General features: G+C 52.0%; 15 protein-coding genes and 1 tRNA gene. 10 read left to right on the top strand and 6 right to left on the bottom strand.

All coding sequences use genetic code 11. The annotated features are described in order from the left end of the window. Positions 1 to 111 precede the first annotated feature (111 nt). Both RTW80_RS02130 and RTW80_RS02125 read left to right on the top strand, forming a co-directional pair. Positions 112 to 187, top strand: a tRNA-Ala gene (locus tag RTW80_RS02130). Positions 188 to 395: 208 nt separating this feature from the next. Further along, positions 396 to 2,585 (top strand): sensor domain-containing phosphodiesterase, encoded by a 2,190-nt coding sequence (locus tag RTW80_RS02125; protein WP_000497400.1) that lies wholly within the window; start codon positions 396 to 398, stop codon positions 2,583 to 2,585. A 50-nt stretch (positions 2,586 to 2,635) separates the two neighbouring features. On the opposite strand, the gene nupC is transcribed toward RTW80_RS02125, so the two are convergent. Further along, entirely contained in the window at positions 2,636 to 3,838 is a 1,203-nt protein-coding gene (nupC, locus tag RTW80_RS02120) for a nucleoside permease NupC (RefSeq protein ID WP_000376337.1), read from the bottom strand. 335 nt (positions 3,839 to 4,173) lie between these two features. Between nupC and RTW80_RS02115 the strand changes: the two genes are divergently transcribed. Continuing rightward, the gene (locus RTW80_RS02115; RefSeq protein ID WP_000186384.1) at positions 4,174 to 5,412 is read left to right on the top strand and encodes an Nramp family divalent metal transporter; all 1,239 of its coding nucleotides are present in this window, start codon (positions 4,174 to 4,176) and stop codon (positions 5,410 to 5,412) included. 140 nt (positions 5,413 to 5,552) lie between these two features. Here the strand turns inward: RTW80_RS02115 and ypeC are convergent, their stop codons facing one another. Beyond that, complete coding sequence (gene ypeC, locus RTW80_RS02110) at positions 5,553 to 5,879, bottom strand: DUF2502 domain-containing protein YpeC (protein WP_000490072.1); 327 nt, start codon at positions 5,877 to 5,879, stop codon at positions 5,553 to 5,555. 114 nt (positions 5,880 to 5,993) lie between these two features. Then, on the bottom strand, positions 5,994 to 7,250 hold the full coding sequence (locus tag RTW80_RS02105) for an ion channel protein (RefSeq protein WP_000903148.1): 1,257 nt from the start codon (positions 7,248 to 7,250) through the stop codon (positions 5,994 to 5,996). Positions 7,251 to 7,453: 203 nt separating this feature from the next. On the opposite strand from RTW80_RS02105, the gene glk reads away from it, so the two are divergent. The 6 genes from glk to ptsP all read left to right on the top strand — a co-directional run bounded on the left by glk (position 7,454) and on the right by ptsP (position 14,890). Next, positions 7,454 to 8,419 (top strand): glucokinase, encoded by a 966-nt coding sequence (glk, locus tag RTW80_RS02100; protein ID WP_000170346.1) that lies wholly within the window; start codon positions 7,454 to 7,456, stop codon positions 8,417 to 8,419. A 218-nt stretch (positions 8,420 to 8,637) separates the two neighbouring features. Then, positions 8,638 to 8,964 carry a PTS fructose transporter subunit IIB gene (locus RTW80_RS02095; protein WP_000038456.1) on the top strand — a complete coding sequence of 109 codons (327 nt, stop codon included), beginning with the start codon at positions 8,638 to 8,640 and terminating at the stop codon, positions 8,962 to 8,964. A 21-nt stretch (positions 8,965 to 8,985) separates the two neighbouring features. Further along, positions 8,986 to 10,233 carry a PTS fructose transporter subunit IIC gene (locus tag RTW80_RS02090; protein WP_000985359.1) on the top strand — a complete coding sequence of 416 codons (1,248 nt, stop codon included), beginning with the start codon at positions 8,986 to 8,988 and terminating at the stop codon, positions 10,231 to 10,233. 14 nt (positions 10,234 to 10,247) lie between these two features. Next, positions 10,248 to 11,333: an aminopeptidase gene (gene ypdF, locus RTW80_RS02085; RefSeq protein WP_000173291.1), complete on the top strand. Its 1,086-nt coding sequence runs from the start codon at positions 10,248 to 10,250 to the stop codon at positions 11,331 to 11,333. Further along, positions 11,333 to 12,370, top strand: coding sequence for an aminopeptidase (gene ypdE, locus RTW80_RS02080; protein WP_000366028.1), 1,038 nt, complete (start codon positions 11,333 to 11,335; stop codon positions 12,368 to 12,370). Before ypdF ends, ypdE begins: the two co-directional genes overlap by 1 nt. A gap of 24 nt (positions 12,371 to 12,394) precedes the next feature. Beyond that, a complete protein-coding gene (gene ptsP / locus RTW80_RS02075) occupies positions 12,395 to 14,890 on the top strand; it encodes a phosphoenolpyruvate--protein phosphotransferase (protein WP_063119303.1) in 2,496 nt (831 codons plus the stop codon). 2 nt (positions 14,891 to 14,892) lie between these two features. Here ptsP and RTW80_RS02070 read toward each other — a convergent pair whose 3' ends face one another. Genes RTW80_RS02070 through ypdA form a run of 3 tightly spaced genes read right to left on the bottom strand, consistent with a single transcriptional unit; the run spans position 14,893 to position 18,209 of the window. Further along, complete coding sequence (locus RTW80_RS02070; RefSeq protein ID WP_000646835.1) at positions 14,893 to 15,750, bottom strand: AraC family transcriptional regulator; 858 nt, start codon at positions 15,748 to 15,750, stop codon at positions 14,893 to 14,895. 12 nt (positions 15,751 to 15,762) lie between these two features. Continuing rightward, positions 15,763 to 16,497 (bottom strand): two-component system response regulator YpdB, encoded by a 735-nt coding sequence (ypdB, locus tag RTW80_RS02065; RefSeq protein WP_001295458.1) that lies wholly within the window; start codon positions 16,495 to 16,497, stop codon positions 15,763 to 15,765. A 14-nt stretch (positions 16,498 to 16,511) separates the two neighbouring features. Then, entirely contained in the window at positions 16,512 to 18,209 is a 1,698-nt protein-coding gene (gene ypdA, locus RTW80_RS02060; RefSeq protein ID WP_000544359.1) for a two-component system sensor histidine kinase YpdA, read from the bottom strand. Between the two features lie 375 nt (positions 18,210 to 18,584). Here ypdA and alaC point away from each other — a divergent pair, with 375 nt between their 5' ends. Further along, on the top strand, positions 18,585 to 19,823 hold the full coding sequence (gene alaC, locus RTW80_RS02055) for an alanine transaminase (protein WP_000785931.1): 1,239 nt from the start codon (positions 18,585 to 18,587) through the stop codon (positions 19,821 to 19,823). Positions 19,824 to 19,850 lie beyond the last annotated feature (27 nt).

Genomic DNA, 19,850 nt, shown 5'->3' with positions numbered 1-19,850 from the left:
CTATAGCTCAGCTGGGAGAGCGCTTGCATGGCATGCAAGAGGTCAGCGGTTCGATCCCGCTTAGCTCCACCAAATTTTGCACCCAGCAAACTTGGTACGTAAACGCATCGTGGGGCTATAGCTCAGCTGGGAGAGCGCTTGCATGGCATGCAAGAGGTCAGCGGTTCGATCCCGCTTAGCTCCACCAAATTTCCAACCCTCGCTGCAAAGCGGGGGTTTTTTGTCTCTGCTTTTTGCCGCTTTTGTAATACAGTCTACGTCCGGGTTAGTGCCGCCTGGTGAAAGCATCATTGGATGAAAAATCGGTAACAGGCTGGCCCCCTGTTTGCTTCGCGATGCGAATAAACTTATTATTTGTGTGCCTGAAAACCCCGATCAGTGAGAGTAGTGTACTCATGTTTGTGGAGCATAACCTGATAAAAAATATCAAGATATTCACACTAGCGTTTACGCTCACCGTGGTACTTATTCAGCTATCCCGTTTTATTTCGCCACTTGCCATTATCCATTCCAGTTATATCTTTCTGGCGTGGATGCCACTGTGCGTAATGCTGTCAATCTTGTTTATCTTTGGCTGGCGCGGTGTCGTTCCCGTTTTATGCGGGATGTTTTGCACCAATCTGTGGAACTTTCATCTCTCTTTTTTACAGACTGCGGTCATGCTCGGTAGCCAGACGTTTGTCGTGTTGTGTGCCTGCGCAATATTACGCTGGCAGCTGGGGACGCGTTGGCGTTATGGATTGACCAGCCGATATGTCTGGCAACGTCTGTTCTGGCTTGGTTTGGTGACGCCGATCGGCATCAAATGCAGCATGTATCTTGTGGGGAGCTTCTTTGATTTCCCGCTAAAGATATCCACCTTTTTCGGCGATGCGGATGCCATTTTCACGGTCGTTGATTTGCTAAGCCTTTTCACCGCTGTGCTGATTTACAACATGCTTTTCTACTATCTCACTCGCATGATTGTAAGTCCCCACTTTGCGCAGATATTGTGGCGCAGGGATATCGCTCCGTCGTTGGGCAAAGAGAAACGCGCATTTACCTTAAGCTGGCTGGCAGCGTTAAGCGTGCTGCTACTTCTGTTGTGCACACCTTATGAAAACGACTTTATTGCCGGTTACCTGGTACCCGTTTTCTTCATCATCTTTACCCTCGGGGTCGGTAAGCTTCGCTATCCGTTTTTAAATCTCACCTGGGCTGTTTCAACGCTTTGCCTTCTGAATTACAACCAGAACTTTTTGCAAGGGGTGGAAACCGAATATTCGCTGGCATTTATTCTTGCGGTGCTGATTTCCTTTAGCGTTTGCCTGCTCTATATGGTGCGCATTTATCATCGCAGTGAATGGCTTAATCGCCGCTGGCATTTGCAGGCGCTGACAGATCCGTTAACGCTCCTACCCAACTTTCGTGCGTTGGAACAAGCGCCGGAGCAAGAGGCGGGCAAGAGTTTTTGCTGCCTGCGCATTGATAATCTTGAGTTTATGAGTCGTCATTACGGCTTAATGATGCGCGTTCACTGTATCCGCTCAATTTGCCGTACGCTGCTGCCGTTGATGCAGGAAAACGAAAAGTTGTATCAATTGCCGGGTAGTGAACTGCTGTTAGTGCTGAGCGGGCCGGAAACGGAAGGGCGACTCCAGCATATGGTTAACATCCTGAATAGTCGGCAAATTCACTGGAACAATACCGGGCTGGATATGGGCTATGGTGCTGCCTGGGGGCGTTTTGATGGAAATCAGGAAACCCTGCAACCCTTGTTGGGGCAGTTAAGCTGGCTGGCGGAGCAATCCTGCGCACATCATCATGTGCTGGCGCTGGATAGCAGAGAGGAGATGGTTTCCGGGCAGACCACTAAACAGGTGCTATTGCTGAATACCATTCGCACGGCGTTAGATCAGGGTGATTTGCTGCTCTACGCCCAGCCAATTCGCAACAAAGAGGGTGAAGGTTATGATGAGATCCTCGCGCGACTGAAATATGACGGCGGCATTATGACCCCGGATAAGTTTCTGCCCCTTATTGCTCAGTTTAACCTTAGCGCGCGTTTTGATTTGCAAGTGCTGGAATCCTTGTTGAAGTGGCTGGCAACACACCCTTGCGACAAAAAAGGACCGCGCTTTTCAGTCAATTTAATGCCGCTCACGCTGCTGCAAAAGAATATTGCCGGGCGGATTATTCGTCTGTTTAAGCGTTATCACATCTCCCCGCAGGCGGTCATTCTTGAGATCACCGAGGAGCAGGCGTTTTCTAACGCAGAAAGCAGCATGTACAACATCGAGCAGCTGCATAAGTTTGGTTTCCGGATTGCGATTGATGACTTTGGCACCGGATATGCCAACTACGAACGGTTAAAGCGTTTGCAGGCTGATATCATCAAAATTGATGGCGTCTTTGTGAAAGATATTGTCACGAACACGCTGGATGCGATGATTGTGAGATCAATTACCGATCTGGCGAAAGCGAAGTCATTGAGTGTGGTCGCGGAGTTTGTCGAGACGCAACAGCAGCAGGCGCTATTGCATAAGCTCGGGGTGCAATATCTGCAAGGGTATTTGATTGGTCGCCCGCAGCCATTAGCTGATTAACAGGCGTAAAAAAACCGGGGAATTATCCCCGGCTTTTTTATGTATGGTGCTTACAGCACCAGTGCTGCGATTGACGCAGACAGCACACTCACCAGGGTAGAGCCGTAAACCAGCTTCAGACCGAAGCGAGAAACCACGTTACCTTGCTCTTCATTCAGGCCTTTAACTGCACCTGCGATAATCCCGATTGAAGAGAAGTTAGCGAAGGAAACCAGGAACACAGAGATGATGCCTTCAGCACGCGGAGAGAGCGTGGAAGCAATTTTCTGCAGATCCATCATCGCAACGAACTCGTTGGAAACCAGTTTGGTCGCCATGATACTGCCCACTTGCAGTGCTTCACTGGAAGGAACACCCATCACCCATGCAATCGGATAGAAGATGTAGCCCAGGATGCCCTGGAAGGAGATGCTGTAGCCAAACCAGCCAGTAACGGTGGCAAACAGTGCGTTCAGCGCGGCGATCAGGGCGATAAAGCCGATCAGCATCGCGGCAACGATAATGGCAACTTTGAAACCTGCCAGAATGTATTCACCCAGCATTTCGAAGAAGCTCTGACCTTCGTGCAGGTTGGACATCTGAATGTTTTCTTCACTGGCATCAACACGGTAAGGGTTGATCAGCGACAGCACGATAAAGGTGCTGAACATGTTCAGTACCAGCGCCGCAACGACATATTTCGGCTCCAGCATGGTCATGTATGCACCAACGATGGACATAGATACGGTGGACATCGCCGTTGCTGCCATGGTGTACATACGGTTACGGGAGATTTTGCCGAGGATATCTTTATAGGCAATAAAGTTTTCAGACTGACCCAGAATCAGGGAGCTGACGGCGTTAAAGGATTCCAGTTTGCCCATACCGTTGACTTTGGAGAGCAGGAAACCAATTGCGCGGATAATAACCGGCAACACGCGAATGTGCTGGAGAATACCGATCAGTGCAGAGATAAAGACGATTGGGCACAGCACTTTCAGGAAGAAGAATGCCAGGCCTTGATCATTCATGCTACCAAAGACGAAGTTAGTCCCTTCGTTGGCAAATCCGAGCAGTTTTTCGAACATTTCGGAGAAGCCTTTCACGAAGCCTAAACCAACGTCGGAGTTCAGGAAGAACCACGCCAGTAACACTTCGATAACAAGCAGTTGAATAACATAACGGATACGAATTTTTTTGCGGTCGCTGCTTACCAGCAGTGCGAGAATCGCAACAACGGCAAGTGCCAGTACAAAATGAAGGACGCGGTCCATATTTGCTCCAAATATGAGGCAGGTTAAATTTCCGTGCACATTCTATGTAACATGGTTAAGGAAAACGAGATCTGACACACACTATAATGACGTCCTGTGACAAGCTTCAAAAATAGTGATCTGTCATACATTTCTGCTATGTTGTGTATGGAAGCTGAAAGTTATGTAAATGTGCTAACATTAAACATAACCATAACATTCAAGTCATCAATCTTTTCGTAGTCATAATCCTGGTCTATCAAAGAAATCACCACAACCCATTTAAATGAATTTGATAATCATTCTCGTTTGGCATAGCATGAAACATAGCAAAGGCTATGTTTTAGAGGCACAAGATGACGAACTATCGCGTTGAGAGTAGCAGCGGACGGGCGGCGCGCAAGACGAGGCTCGCATTAATGGGACCTGCGTTCATTGCGGCGATTGGTTATATCGATCCCGGTAACTTTGCGACCAATATTCAGGCGGGTGCCAGCTTCGGCTATCAGCTCCTGTGGGTTGTCGTTTGGGCCAACCTGATGGCGATGTTGATTCAGATCCTCTCTGCCAAACTAGGGATTGCCACCGGTAAAAATCTGGCGGAGCAAATTCGCGATCACTATCCGCGTCCCGTAGTGTGGTTCTATTGGGTTCAGGCAGAAATTATTGCGATGGCAACCGACCTGGCGGAATTTATTGGTGCGGCGATCGGTTTTAAACTCATTCTTGGTGTTTCGTTGTTGCAAGGTGCGGTGCTGACGGGGATCGCGACTTTCCTGATTTTAATGCTGCAACGTCGCGGGCAAAAACCGCTGGAGAAAGTGATTGGCGGGTTACTGTTGTTTGTTGCCGCGGCTTACATTGTCGAGTTGATTTTCTCCCAGCCTAACCTGGCGCAGCTGGGTAAAGGAATGGTGATCCCGAGTTTACCTACTTCGGAAGCGGTCTTCCTTGCAGCAGGCGTGTTAGGGGCGACGATTATGCCGCATGTGATTTATTTGCACTCTTCGCTCACTCAGCATTTACATGGCGGTTCGCGTCAACAACGTTATTCCGCCACCAAATGGGATGTGGCTATCGCCATGACTATTGCCGGTTTTGTCAATCTGGCGATGATGGCTACAGCTGCGGCGGCGTTCCACTTTTCTGGTCATACTGGTGTTGCCGATCTTGATGAGGCATATCTGACGCTGCAACCGTTGTTAAGCCATGCTGCGGCAACGGTCTTTGGATTAAGCCTGGTTGCTGCCGGACTGTCCTCAACGGTGGTGGGGACACTGGCGGGGCAGGTGGTGATGCAGGGGTTCATTCGCTTCCATATCCCGCTGTGGGTGCGTCGTACAGTCACCATGTTGCCGTCATTTATTGTCATTCTGATGGGATTAGATCCGACACGGATTCTGGTTATGAGTCAGGTGCTGTTAAGTTTTGGTATCGCCCTGGCGCTGGTTCCACTGCTGATTTTCACCAGTGACAGCAAGTTGATGGGCGATCTGGTGAACAGCAAACGCGTAAAACAGACAGGCTGGGTGATTGTGGTGCTGGTAGTGGCGCTGAATATCTGGTTGTTGGTGGGTACGGCACTGGGATTGTAGTTGAATGAGCGTCGCATCTGGCACTATTGGCGGATGCGGCGTAAACGCCTTACCCGCCCTACGCGTTAAAGAGCCGGTTTGTAGGCCTGATAAGACGCGCTAGCGTCGCATCAGGCATTGTGCTCCATTGGCGAATGTGTTTAATGGCGGTGTCCATGTCCGCGGCCTTTTCCGCGATGATCGTCACGATCGCGCCAGCCTTCACGATAGCCACGCTCATACGCTTTACGCTTATCCCAGCCACGATGATAGCCATTATCATGACGCCACCAGCGGTTTTTGCGCCACTCATAATTGCGATGCCAGTAATCACGATCTCGCCAGTGACCACCGTCCCAGTAATTACCGTAATGATCGCGATCGCCAATTTGTAATTTGATTGATGGCAGTAGGGTGATTTCACCTGCGTTTGCTGCAAGCGGGGTAAATGCCATCAGGGCGGCCGCCAGAAACAGTGACCTGAACATTGTTATTCTCCTTCACGATCGAAGCCGTCAGCGGCCTGTTAACGCAATATTACGGGGAGGTAAAGCCCCGTATCATCGCCATAACTCTTAAATCATAAAGGAGAGCATTTTTTGCTAAACGTTATCGTGGGGGGGCTGTTGCTTCGGACGATTGACCATCATCATCGGCTTACCTGCTAATAACAGCCATGCCGGAAGCATGACGATACAGAGCAGCGGTAGCAATGTGGTATTGGGTACAACGACTGCCGCCATAAAAAGACTTAACCAGCCATCGCGTGTTACCACCAGCACGATGCCGAGAATAGCGCAAGAAACGGTTATTGCCGCTGGTACGGCGGGAACGTGCTCATGCAGCATCAACCCTAATGCCACGCCGACAAACACTGCCGGGAAAATTCGCCCACCGCGAAAGCCACTGGCGGCAGCAACGACCAGGGCGGCAAGTTTAATTACCGCCAGCAAAAAGTAATCGCTGGTGCTGAAAGCCTGATTTGCCACCATCTGCTGCATCTCATCCAGCCCTTTAAACAGCGAAACTGGTCCACCAATAACCCCCAGAATACCGAGAATAAATCCGCCAATACCCAGCACGAGCACCGGATTTTTCATTTGATGCATCATCGCGTGCAACCGTGGTAAGCACCATACGGCAACCATCCCTGCGGCGATGGCAATCGCCGCGACAATTGCGCCGCTGAGAATATCGGTCATTTCCATCTGTCCGTAATGAGCAATGGGCAGTGAAAAATGAGGATGGAAAAATAATCCGGTAGTAAGTGCACCAGCTGCTGCCGCCATTAACGGCGCAAAAAGACGATCCCATAGCGGAACTTCACTACTGCCATTTAAGGTTTGCGAAAATATCAACGCCGCCGCAACAGGTGTACCAAACAGCGCGCCGATGGTTCCGGCAGAGGCTAAAATAGTCCACTCCATTCGGTTGACGCGCGGTAACAGACGAGCGCCAATGGCAACCGCAAGGGCGATATTGACGGTCATGATCGGATGTTCCGGCCCCAGGCTGACGCCGCCAGCAAGACCGAGAATTAATGCTACGATAAGTCCAGGTAGCGCAGAGGGCGGAACCGGTGCGCCGATCAGCGGTTCACAGGCGGGGTCTGGTCCGGCATGACCCTGGCTGAAACGGATAACCAACCCCACCGCAATACCCGTTAGCGTTAATACACCGATGATCCAGAGGGGTGAATCCTGGGCTATCCCCAGAGTTCCCGGCAGTCGTTGCCAGAGCAAATTCTGTAATACCGAGGCGATTTTCATCACCACAATCAGAATAAGACTGGACGCAATCCCAATTGCCACGGCGGGGAGCGATAATAACAACATGGTTCTGGCTCGCGGATGGAGCATGTTCTATTCCTTATGCGGGGTCAGATACTTAGTTTGCCCAGCTTGCAAAAAGGCATCGCTGCAATTGGTGCTGAAACGATAAAGTAACTGTGTGACCCAGATCGATATTTACAGGGAGCCTGCCTTTCCGGCGTTGTTGTTATGCCCCCAGGTATTTACAGTGTGAGAAAGAATTATTTTGACTTTAGCGGAGCAGTTGAAGAATGACAAAGTATGCATTAGTCGGTGATGTGGGCGGCACCAACGCACGTCTTGCTCTGTGTGATATTGCCAGTGGTGAAATCTCGCAGGCTAAGACCTATTCAGGGCTTGATTACCCCAGCCTCGAAGCGGTCATTCGCGTTTATCTTGAAGAACATAAGGTCGAGGTGAAAGACGGCTGTATTGCCATCGCTTGCCCAATTACCGGTGACTGGGTGGCGATGACCAACCATACCTGGGCGTTCTCAATTGCCGAAATGAAAAAGAATCTCGGTTTTAGCCATCTGGAAATTATTAACGATTTTACCGCTGTATCGATGGCGATCCCGATGCTGAAAAAAGAGCATCTGATTCAGTTTGGTGGCGCAGAACCGGTCGAAGGTAAGCCTATTGCGGTTTACGGTGCCGGAACGGGGCTTGGGGTTGCGCATCTGGTCCATGTCGATAAGCGTTGGGTAAGCTTGCCAGGCGAAGGCGGTCACGTTGATTTTGCGCCGAATAGTGAAGAAGAGGCCATTATCCTCGAAATATTGCGTGCGGAAATTGGTCATGTTTCGGCGGAGCGCGTGCTTTCTGGCCCTGGGCTGGTGAATTTGTATCGCGCAATTGTGAAAGCTGACAACCGCCTGCCAGAAAATCTCAAGCCAAAAGATATTACCGAACGCGCGCTGGCTGACAGCTGCACCGATTGCCGCCGCGCATTGTCGCTGTTTTGCGTCATTATGGGCCGTTTTGGCGGCAATCTGGCGCTCAATCTCGGGACATTTGGCGGCGTGTTTATTGCGGGCGGTATCGTGCCGCGCTTCCTTGAGTTCTTCAAAGCCTCCGGTTTCCGTGCCGCATTTGAAGATAAAGGGCGCTTTAAAGAATATGTCCATGATATTCCGGTGTATCTCATCGTCCATGACAATCCGGGCCTTCTCGGTTCCGGTGCACATTTACGCCAGACCTTAGGTCACATTCTGTAAATCCTTCCTTTTATATCGGGAGGTAACTCTCCCGATAATCTTTTAAATCATACAGTTTATTCAATTTTTCTTTGTGTCCCCTCACAAGGCCGACCTGCGTCACACTTCCGTACAGCGGGATTAATTCTCCAGTAAATGCATTATTTGTCTGGTAACGGCGATTTGTTTTGCACGTTCATAATTTCACTCGTCAACTATCACTGAACGAGGAATTAACGATGAGTAAGAAACTGATTGCCTTATGTGCCTGCCCGATGGGCCTGGCTCACACCTTTATGGCCGCTCAGGCGCTGGAAGAAGCGGCGGTAGAAGCCGGTTATGAAGTGAAAATTGAAACCCAGGGCGCGGACGGTATCCAGAATCGCCTGACGGCGCAGGATATCGCCGAAGCGACCATCATCATCCACTCCGTGGCAGTTACCCCGGAAGATAACGAACGTTTCGAATCACGCGACGTTTATGAAATCACTTTGCAGGACGCAATTAAAAACGCTGCGGGCATCATCAAAGAAATCGAAGAGATGATTGCCTCTGAACAACAGTAATATTCGACAGGGATAATTGTTATGGCCATTAAAAAACGCAGTGCAACCGTTGTGCCTGGCGCATCCGGTGCGGCAGCGGCAGTTAAGAATCCGCAGGCCTCTAAAACCAGCTTCTGGGGTGAACTCCCGCAGCATGTGATGTCAGGGATTTCACGCATGGTGCCGACCTTAATTATGGGCGGTGTGATCCTCGCTTTCAGCCAGCTGATTGCTTATAGCTGGCTTAAAATTCCTGCTGAGATCGGCATCATGGATGCTCTTAATAGCGGGAAATTCTCCGGTTTCGACCTCTCCTTACTTAAATTTGCCTGGCTGTCGCAGTCCTTCGGCGGCGTGTTGTTTGGTTTTGCCATTCCGATGTTTGCTGCTTTTGTGGCGAACTCTATCGGTGGCAAACTGGCGTTCCCGGCTGGTTTTATCGGCGGGTTGATGTCTACCCAGCCGACGCAACTGCTGAACTTCGATCCCAGCACTATGCAATGGGCGACCTCTTCGCCGGTGCCGTCCACCTTCATTGGTGCGCTGATTATTTCTATCGTCGCGGGTTACCTTGTGAAGTGGATGAACCAGAAAATCCAGTTACCGGATTTCCTGTTAGCGTTCAAAACCACATTTTTGCTCCCGATTCTTTCCGCCATTTTTGTCATGCTGGCGATGTACTACGTCATCACCCCCTTTGGTGGCTGGATCAACGGCGGTATCCGTACTGTGCTGACTGCCGCAGGTGAGAAGGGCGCGCTGATGTACGCAATGGGGATCGCCGCGGCGACAGCAATCGACCTTGGTGGCCCGATCAACAAAGCCGCAGGTTTTGTTGCCTTCAGCTTTACCACTGACCACGTATTACCGGTCACCGCTCGTTCTATCGCTATCGTTATTCCGCCGATTGGTCTGGGGCTGGCGACCATTATCGACCGTCGTTTAACCGGCAAACGCCTGTTCAACGCTCAACTTTATCCGCAGGGTAAGACCGCCATGTTCCTGGCGTTTATGGGGATCAGTGAGGGTGCGATTCCGTTTGCGCTGGAAAGCCCCATCACCGCCATTCCGTCGTATATGGTCGGCGCTATTGTCGGCTCAACCGCCGCTGTCTGGCTGGGCGCAGTGCAATGGTTCCCGGAGTCCGCTATCTGGGCATGGCCGCTGGTCACTAACCTGGGCGTCTATATGGCGGGGATCGCGCTGGGGGCAGTCATAACTGCGCTGATGGTGGTGTTCCTGCGTCTGATGATGTTCCGTAAAGGCAAATTGTTAATCGATAGCCTGTAAGAAGGAAAATCCAGATGACATTACTCGCTTCGCTGCGCGACTGGCTTAAGGCGCAACAACTGGATGCAGTGCTTCTCTCCTCACGGCAGAACAAACAGCCGCATCTGGGGATCTCCACCGGATCAGGTTATGTGGTGATTAGCCGTGAAAGTGCGCACATTCTGGTGGATTCGCGCTATTACGTTGAGGTGGAAGCCCGTGCGCAAGGCTACCAGCTGCATTTGCTTGACGCGACGAACACGCTTACCACTATCGTCAATCAAATCATTGCCGATGAACAGTTGCAAACGCTCGGTTTTGAGGGCCAGCAGGTGAGTTGGGAAACCGCGCACCGCTGGCAGTCTGAACTCAATGCGAAACTGGTTAGCGCCACGCCGGATGTGCTGCGGCAAATCAAAACGCCAGAGGAGGTGGAGAAAATCCGCCTCGCCTGTGGGATTGCTGATCGCGGTGCAGAGCATATTCGCCGCTTTATTCAGGCGGGGATGAGCGAGCGCGAGATAGCCGCTGAACTGGAGTGGTTTATGCGCCAGCAGGGCGCAGAAAAAGCCTCTTTTGACACCATTGTCGCCAGTGGCTGGCGTGGGGCGCTGCCGCACGGCAAAGCCAGCGACAAGATTGTTGCAGCGGGCGAGTTTGTCACTCTCGATTTCGGTGCGCTGTATCAGGGCTACTGCTCTGATATGACGCGCACCTTGCTGGTGAATGGCGAAGGGGTGAGCGCCGAATCTCACCCGCTGTTTAACGTCTATCAAATTGTCCTGCAGGCACAGCTCGCAGCAATCTCCGCGATTCGCCCCGGCGTGCGCTGCCAGCAGGTTGACGATGCCGCGCGCCGGGTCATTACAGAAGCAGGTTATGGCGACTATTTCGGTCATAACACCGGTCACGCTATCGGCATTGAAGTTCATGAAGATCCGCGTTTTTCACCGCGGGACACCACGACGCTACAGCCAGGCATGTTACTGACCGTGGAGCCGGGGATTTATTTGCCAGGGCAAGGGGGCGTGCGCATCGAAGATGTTGTGCTGGTTACCCCGCAAGGCGCAGAAGTGCTCTACGCCATGCCGAAAACAGTGTTGCTCACGGGAGAGGCATAATGGATTTATCGCTATTAAAAGCGTTGAGCGAGGCAGATGCGATCGCCTCCTCGGAACAGGAAGTGCGGCAGATCCTGCTGGAAGAAGCGGATCGCCTGCAAAAAGAAGTGCGATTTGATGGTCTGGGATCGGTGCTGATCCGCCTGAATGAATCGACAGGTCCGAAGGTGATGATCTGTGCGCATATGGACGAAGTGGGATTTATGGTGCGCAGCATCTCCCGCGAAGGGGCGATTGATGTGCTGCCGGTTGGCAACGTACGCATGGCTGCCCGCCAGCTGCAGCCGGTGCGCATCACCACCCGTGAAGAGTGCAAAATTCCAGGCCTGCTTGACGGCGACCGGCAGGGGAATGACGTCAGCGCCATGCGCGTGGACATTGGTGCGCGCTCCTATGACGAAGTGATGCAGGCGGGAATTCGTCCCGGCGATCGCGTCACGTTTGATACCACTTTTCAGGTTCTCCCTCACCAGCGAGTGATGGGGAAAGCCTTTGATGACCGCCTCGGTTGCTATCTGCTGGTGACGTTACTGCGCGAACTGCACGACGCCGAACTACCTGCGGAAGTGTGGCTGGTGGCAAGTTCCAGCGAAGAGGTGGGATTACGCGGCGGGCAAACTGCCACCCGCGCGGTGTCGCCGGACGTCGCCATTGTGCTTGATACCGCCTGCTGGGCGAAAAACTTTGATTATGGCGCGGCTAACCATCGCCAGATTGGTAACGGGCCGATGCTGGTGTTAAGCGACAAGTCGCTGATTGCGCCGCCAAAACTTACCGCCTGGGTCGAAACCGTGGCGGCAGAAATTGGCGTGCCGTTGCAGGCAGATATGTTCAGCAACGGCGGCACGGACGGCGGGGCGGTGCACTTAACCGGCACCGGCGTGCCCACAGTGGTGATGGGGCCAGCAACCCGCCATGGACATTGCGCCGCATCGATTGCCGATTGCCGCGACATTTTGCAGATGCAGCAACTTTTATCTGCCCTTATTCAACGTCTTACGCGTGAGACGGTTGTTCAACTGACGGATTTCAGATGATCTCCTGATTAACCCGGAGCGGTTATGTTAACGATTCAATTTCTCTGTCCTTTGCCTAACGGTCTACATGCTCGTCCGGCGTGGGAACTTAAAGAACAGTGCAGCCAGTGGCAAAGCGAAATCACTTTTATTAACCATCGCCAGAACGCAAAGGCAGATGCGAAAAGCTCGCTGGCGCTGATTGGCACCGGCACCCTATTTAATGACAGTTGCAGCCTGAACATTAGCGGCAGCGATGAAGAGCAGGCGCGGCGCGTGCTGGAAGAGTACATCCAGGTGCGCTTTATCGACAGCGACAGCGTTCAGCCTACGCAGGCAGAACTGACGGCGCATCCGCTGCCGCGTTCATTAAGCCGCCTTAACCCGGATTTACTGTACGGCAATGTGCTGGCAAGCGGCGTCGGCGTGGGTACGCTGACCCTGTTACAAAGCGACAGCCTCGACAGTTATCGGGCAATCCCCGCCAGTGCGCAAGATTCCACCCGGCTGGAGCACAGCCTGGCAACGCTTGCCGAGCAACTGAACCAGCAATTGCGTGAGCGTGACGGCGAAAGCAAAACTATCCTCAGCGCCCATTTGTCGCTGATTCAGGATGATGAATTTGCAGGCAATATCCGTCGCCTGATGACAGAACAGCATCAGGGGCTGGGGGCGGCGATCATCAGCAATATGGAGCAGGTTTGCGCCAAACTTTCTGCCTCTGCCAGCGATTATCTGCGCGAACGTGTTAGCGACATTCGCGATATCAGCGAACAGTTGCTGCATATCACCTGGCCGGAACTGAAGCCGCGCAACAAGCTGGTGCTTGAAAAACCGACCATTCTGGTGGCTGAAGATTTAACCCCAAGCCAGTTTTTGAGCCTTGATTTGAAAAATCTTGCGGGCATGATTCTGGAGAAAACCGGGCGCACCTCGCATACACTGATTCTGGCCCGTGCCTCGGCGATCCCGGTACTGAGTGGCTTGCCGCTGGATGCGATTGCCCGTTATGCCGGGCAACCTGCAGTGCTTGACGCCCAGTGCGGCGTGCTGGCGATTAACCCGAATGACGCGGTGAGCGGTTATTATCAGGTCGCGCAGACGCTGGCGGATAAACGCCAAAAACAACAGGCGCAGGCTGCCGCGCAGCTGGCCTATTCCCGTGATAACAAGCGTATTGATATTGCGGCGAATATCGGCACCGCTCTGGAAGCGCCAGGCGCGTTTGCCAACGGCGCGGAAGGTGTCGGGCTGTTCCGTACCGAAATGCTCTATATGGATCGCGACAGCGCGCCGGACGAGCAGGAGCAATTTGAAGCCTACCAGCAGGTGCTACTGGCGGCGGGCGACAAGCCGATTATCTTCCGCACGATGGACATCGGCGGCGATAAAAGCATTCCTTATCTGAATATTCCCCAGGAAGAGAACCCGTTCCTCGGCTATCGCGCGGTACGTATTTACCCGGAATTTGCTGGCCTGTTCCGCACTCAACTGCGGGCCATTTTGCGCGCCGCCAGTTTCGGCAACGCCCAGTTGATGATCCCGATGGTTCACAGCCTCGATCAGATCTTATGGGTGAAAGGCGAGATCCAAAAAGCGATCGTTGAGCTTAAGCGCGATGGCCTGCGTCATGCAGAGACGATTACGCTTGGGATCATGGTGGAAGTTCCGTCGGTGTGCTACATCATCGACCACTTCTGCGATGAGGTCGATTTCTTCAGTATCGGCTCCAACGATATGACCCAGTATCTGTATGCGGTCGATCGTAATAACCCGCGCGTATCGCCGCTATATAACCCGATTACGCCATCGTTCCTGCGCATGTTGCAGCAAATAGTTACCACTGCGCATCAGCGGGGCAAATGGGTAGGCATTTGCGGTGAACTGGGCGGTGAAAGCCGTTATCTGCCGCTACTGCTTGGGCTGGGCCTGGATGAGCTGAGTATGAGTAGCCCGCGTATTCCGGCGGTGAAAAGCCAGCTTCGTCAACTGGATAGCGAGGCGTGTCGGGAACTGGCGCGTCAGGCATGTGAATGCCGCAGTGCGCAGGAAATTGAAGCGTTACTCACCGCCTTTACGCCGGAAGAAGACGTTCGCCCACAGCTGGCGCTGGAGAATATCTTTGTTGATCAGGATTTTAGCAATAAAGAGCAGGCGATCCAGTTCCTGTGCGGCAACCTCGGCGTTAACGGGCGCACTGAACATCCGTTTGAGCTGGAAGAAGATGTCTGGCAGCGGGAAGAGATTGTTACCACCGGCGTTGGTTTTGGCGTAGCGATCCCGCACACCAAATCTCAGTGGATCCGTCATTCCAGTATCAGCATTGCCCGGCTGGCGAAACCGATTGGCTGGCAGTCAGAAATGGGCGAAGTCGAACTGGTGATCATGCTGACGCTGGGTGCTAACGAAGGGATGAATCATGTGAAAGTCTTCTCGCAGCTGGCGCGTAAACTGGTGAATAAAAACTTCCGCCAGTCGTTGTTTGCCGCGCAAGATGCACAAAGTATCCTGACGCTGCTGGAAACAGAATTAACCTTCTGACGTTAGCCCTGAAAACGGGCGCTGTACTCTCCCGGCGTCAGACCAAACTGACGCCGGAAAACGCGACAAAAATAGTCGCTATCCGGAAAACCGCAACGCTGTGCCACTTCATGAATTGACAGATGATATTTCTGCAAAATCATCCTCGCCTTCGCCATTCGCACCCAACGCACATACTCGATAAAACGCATCGTTCCATGCTGAGCAAACAGTTTTGACAGATGATTGGGCGTGATATTAAAAAACTGCGCCACGCTCTCGCGGGTGAGCGGCTGGGCATAATTATCCTGAACCCAGTTACAAATGCTGTGATAGAGAAAATCGCCGCGCGGCTGCGAATTGCCCGGCGGCATATTCACCACGCTACGGCAAAGATGCAGCAAACTTAACACCAGCGGCTGAATGATATTTTGCTCCAGCGGCGAACGGCTAAGATGGGTGAGGGCGGTAAGCATCGCTTCACCTTCACCGCGTTGCAGGCTGGGAAGCTGGATCTGGCGAGCAGGATGCAACAACGACGTGGTGCGGCTATCGTAAAACGATAACCCAAGCCAGGTCGGAGCGAACACCAGGCTTAACAGCATCACCGGTTTGTTGTTGACCGGTAAATTAGCCGCGCGCGCCGGAATAAACAGCATTTCTCCTTCCACCAAACGTTGCTGCTTTGCTTCCAGCAGATTGCCGTATTCGCCGCGCAGCACGATATCCAGACGGGGAAAATCAATACATAAACTGCCCACCGGCAACGAGGCAGGCTGGCTGGCAAACCAGACGCGCCCCAGTAGTTGCGGGTTAAGCACCAGGCCGCTGAACAGATCGGCGAAAAATTGTTGATCGGCGGGCAAGCCTGGTGCTTTCATGAAAGTTCCCGATTAAAGATGCATTAACTGGCGAAATTCTTTCACTTTGCTGCGGCTGACCGGCACTTCAAAATCCAGATCTTTCAGTCGCAGAATGTAGGTGTTATTAAACCACGGTTCGATTTCGCGTATTTTGTTCAGATTGACACAAAATGAGCGATGGCAGCGGAAAAAATGCGACGGCGGCAGTTTGCTGCAAAATTCGGTAATGTTCATCGGCATTACGTAGGATTCACGCCGCGTATAGACAAAGGTCATTTTCTCGTGCGCTTCGGCGTAATAGATATCGTTAATTGGCGTGACGATTATTCGCTCATCTTTCACCAGATTAATGGTGTCATTCTCACGCGTTACCGTCGCGGCAGGCGTACTGCTGGTCTGCTGTTGTTGCCAGGCCGCTTCCAGTTTTTGCAGCATCCCGGTAATACGTGACTCCTGATACGGTTTGAGAATGTAGTCAAACGCCTCCAGTTCAAACGCTTCTACCGCATGTTCTTTCCACGCGGTGATGAACACAATAAACGGTTTATGGGCGAACTGGCTGATGTTTTGCGCCAGCAACACGCCATCCAGCGACGGAATATTGATATCCAGAAAAATGGCGTCGACGCGGTTATGCTGCAAAAACTTCAACACGTCCAGACCGTCGTCAAAGGTGCCGACAATCTCCATCTGGCTGTGCTCTTTAATTAGCCAGCTCAGTTCCTGTTGTGCCAGGAATTCGTCTTCAACAATGATGACTTTCACAATATCACTCCGGCTCAAAGCAATAACGTAGCCTGTGAGGCGACTGGGGTGCGTTGGTTAGGAATGTAAAACGCAATTTCCGTCCCCGGCTCCAGGCGGCGGATATGCAGCCCCTCGCCATACAATAACTTCACGCGATGATGGACATTCAGCAGGCCAATTTTATTGCCCGGCATTTCATTCGCTTCGACCCGCTCAATCACCTTTGGATCGATGCCGTGCCCGGTATCTCGCACCGCAATGCGTACCCGATTTCCGCACTCTGCAACGCTGATGGTGACAACGCCTTTACCTTTGCAAGGCTGAATACCGTGGACAATGGCGTTCTCCACCAACGGCTGGATCAGCAGGCTGGGAATGCAGCAATTCACCTCTTCATCAATATCATAGATAACCGTCAGCTTGTCACCAAAGCGGGCCTGCTCAATGGCAATATAGTCTTTAATTTGATACAGCTCTTTTTTGATATCGATTTGCTCATCGTCTTTTAATTCAATGTTATAGCGCAGATAACGCGACAGATTAAAGATCAACTGGCGAGCGGTATCCGGATTCAGACGGATTGACGATGAAATAGCGTTCAGAGCGTTAAACAGAAAATGGGGATTAATTTTGCTTTGCAGGGCGCGAAGCTCTGCCTTATTTGCCATTTCACGTAGCTGCTCGGCGCGTGAAACCTCCAGTTGCGTGGAGATGATTTGCGACAGACCGACCGCCATTTCCTGTAATGACGAGGTGATCTGATGCGCGTGGCAGTAGTAAATTTTCAGCGTTCCGGTCACGACCCCTTTCTCCCACAATGGGATCACCAGCATGGAATGAATCTCTGGTGTGCGGTGGGCTTCATCATTGTTTTTAATGATGATTTTTCCGTAATTCATCGCCTGACGGGTAGTCGGGCTAATGAAGTCATCGCCATTCTGATAGTTATGTTCACCCACGCCAACATAGGCCAGCACATGATCGGTATTAGTAATCGCCACCGCATCGGCGTGAATGTCATCGCGGATAATTTCGCAGACCTTGCGTAATGACTCGCTATTGACATGGCGAAACAGCGGTAGCGTTTTGTTGGCGATATCCAGCGCCAGCTTGGCCTGCCGCGCGGCGCTGGCCTCTTTTTCGCCCTCAACGCTTTGCACCAGAAGCACAATAAAGCCGATACAGACGCTACCGAGGATCATTGGAATGCCGATTTTAGAGACGATATCGATCCCCAACGCGGTAGTTGGTGCCCAGACAATTACCAGAATCATGGTCAACGTCTCACACAACATGCCGCCGAGAATACCGACGCGCCAGCGCTGTGCTTTGGGGATTTTCAGGTTGATCCAGCCCGATATACAACCCGCCAGAATGCTGGTGATAAAGCAGGGGATCGCCGTCACGCCGCCGATATCAATTAAATACCGGTGAATACCCGCAATCACGCCGGTAATGATGCCTACCCACGGGCCAAACAGAATCCCGCCGGACATCACCGCGATAATACGTACGTTCACCAGCGAGCCTTCTACGGGAACGCCGGACCAGGTGCTGAACAGGGCGAACAGCGAGAAAATGGCGGTAACGGCGAGCAATTCTTTTGGGGAGTGCGCCGACTTGTGCAACAGTTCGCGAAACAGGCGGATACGGATGAGAAAGAACAGGCAGATAAGCATTAACGCTGCCCGATCGAAGACCGCCAGCAGCATGTTGAATATTTCGTGCACGGGTGACTCTGAATAAGGATTAAACCTCTATGATAGGTAACCTGAAGGCTGATGACCAGCAGGCCGTTTTTGAGGAAAAACCACAATTTTAAAAGGGGATTGATAGATAAATGGTGTATTAGCAATGCATCTCTTGATAATGCACTTCTGGTTAGTAAATTTATTGAAATTATTATGTTAATAAAATGAGTGGTAATTTTCTTGTTAGCGCAGATAAATTTCCTGTTTTTAAAGCAGAGTTCCTCATTTAACGTCATTAATAAAATGTTCTAAAACGCTGGACAGACAGAAATTAATCAGGCTATTTTCAAAACAGCCACCATCGTGGCAGCGTCGCTCGGACGGTCCGGGCGCTAACGTTAATCTGAGGAAATTATGGCTGACACTCGCCCTGAACGTCGCTTTACGCGCATTGATCGTCTCCCGCCCTACGTTTTTAACATCACCGCTGAACTGAAAATGGCTGCGCGTCGGCGCGGCGAAGATATTATCGATTTCAGCATGGGTAACCCGGACGGTGCGACTCCGCCGCATATCGTCGAAAAATTATGTACTGTGGCCCAGCGCCCGGACACGCATGGTTACTCCACTTCACGCGGCATTCCGCGGTTACGTCGCGCCATTTCCCGCTGGTATCAGGATCGCTACGACGTTGAAATCGACCCGGAATCAGAAGCCATCGTCACTATTGGTTCGAAAGAGGGCCTGGCGCATCTGATGCTGGCGACGCTGGATCATGGTGACACGGTGCTGGTGCCGAATCCAAGTTACCCGATCCATATTTATGGCGCGGTGATTGCCGGGGCGCAGGTACGCTCAGTGCCGCTGGTGGAAGGTGTCGATTTCTTCAACGAACTGGAGCGAGCCATTCGTGAAAGTTATCCGAAACCGAAGATGATGATCCTCGGCTTCCCGTCAAACCCAACCGCGCAATGCGTGGAACTGGAGTTCTTCGAAAAAGTAGTGGCGCTGGCGAAACGCTACGATGTGCTGGTGGTCCATGACCTGGCCTATGCCGATATCGTCTACGATGGCTGGAAAGCGCCGTCAATTATGCAGGTACCGGGTGCACGCGATGTGGCAGTCGAGTTCTTTACGCTGTCGAAAAGCTACAACATGGCGGGCTGGCGTATCGGCTTTATGGTTGGCAACAAAACGCTGGTCAGCGCCCTGGCTCGTATTAAAAGCTATCACGATTACGGCACCTTTACGCCGTTGCAGGTGGCGGCGATTGCGGCGCTGGAGGGCGATCAACAGTGCGTGCGCGACATTGCCGAACAGTACAAACGCCGCCGTGATGTATTGGTTAAAGGGCTGCATGAAGCGGGCTGGATGGTTGAAATGCCGAAGGCTTCGATGTATGTCTGGGCGAAAATCCCGGAACCATATGCGGCCATGGGATCGCTGGAATTTGCCAAGAAGCTCCTTAACGAAGCGAAGGTTTGTGTCTCGCCGGGGATTGGCTTTGGCGACTATGGTGATACGCATGTTCGCTTTGCACTGATTGAAAACCGCGACCGTATTCGTCAGGCCATCAGAGGGATTAAAGCGATGTTCCGTGCCGACGGTTTACTACCCGCCAGCAGCAAACATATTCACGAAAACGCGGAATAAACACCGTCGTCAGAAATGCAAACAGGA

It is taken from the genome of Escherichia sp. AM3 (genome assembly GCF_032029835.1).
GTDB classification, from domain to species: Bacteria; Pseudomonadota; Gammaproteobacteria; order Enterobacterales; family Enterobacteriaceae; genus Escherichia; species Escherichia coli.
Note: the sequence above shows the minus strand (reverse complement) of the source record. Positions and strands in the feature narration are given on the sequence as shown.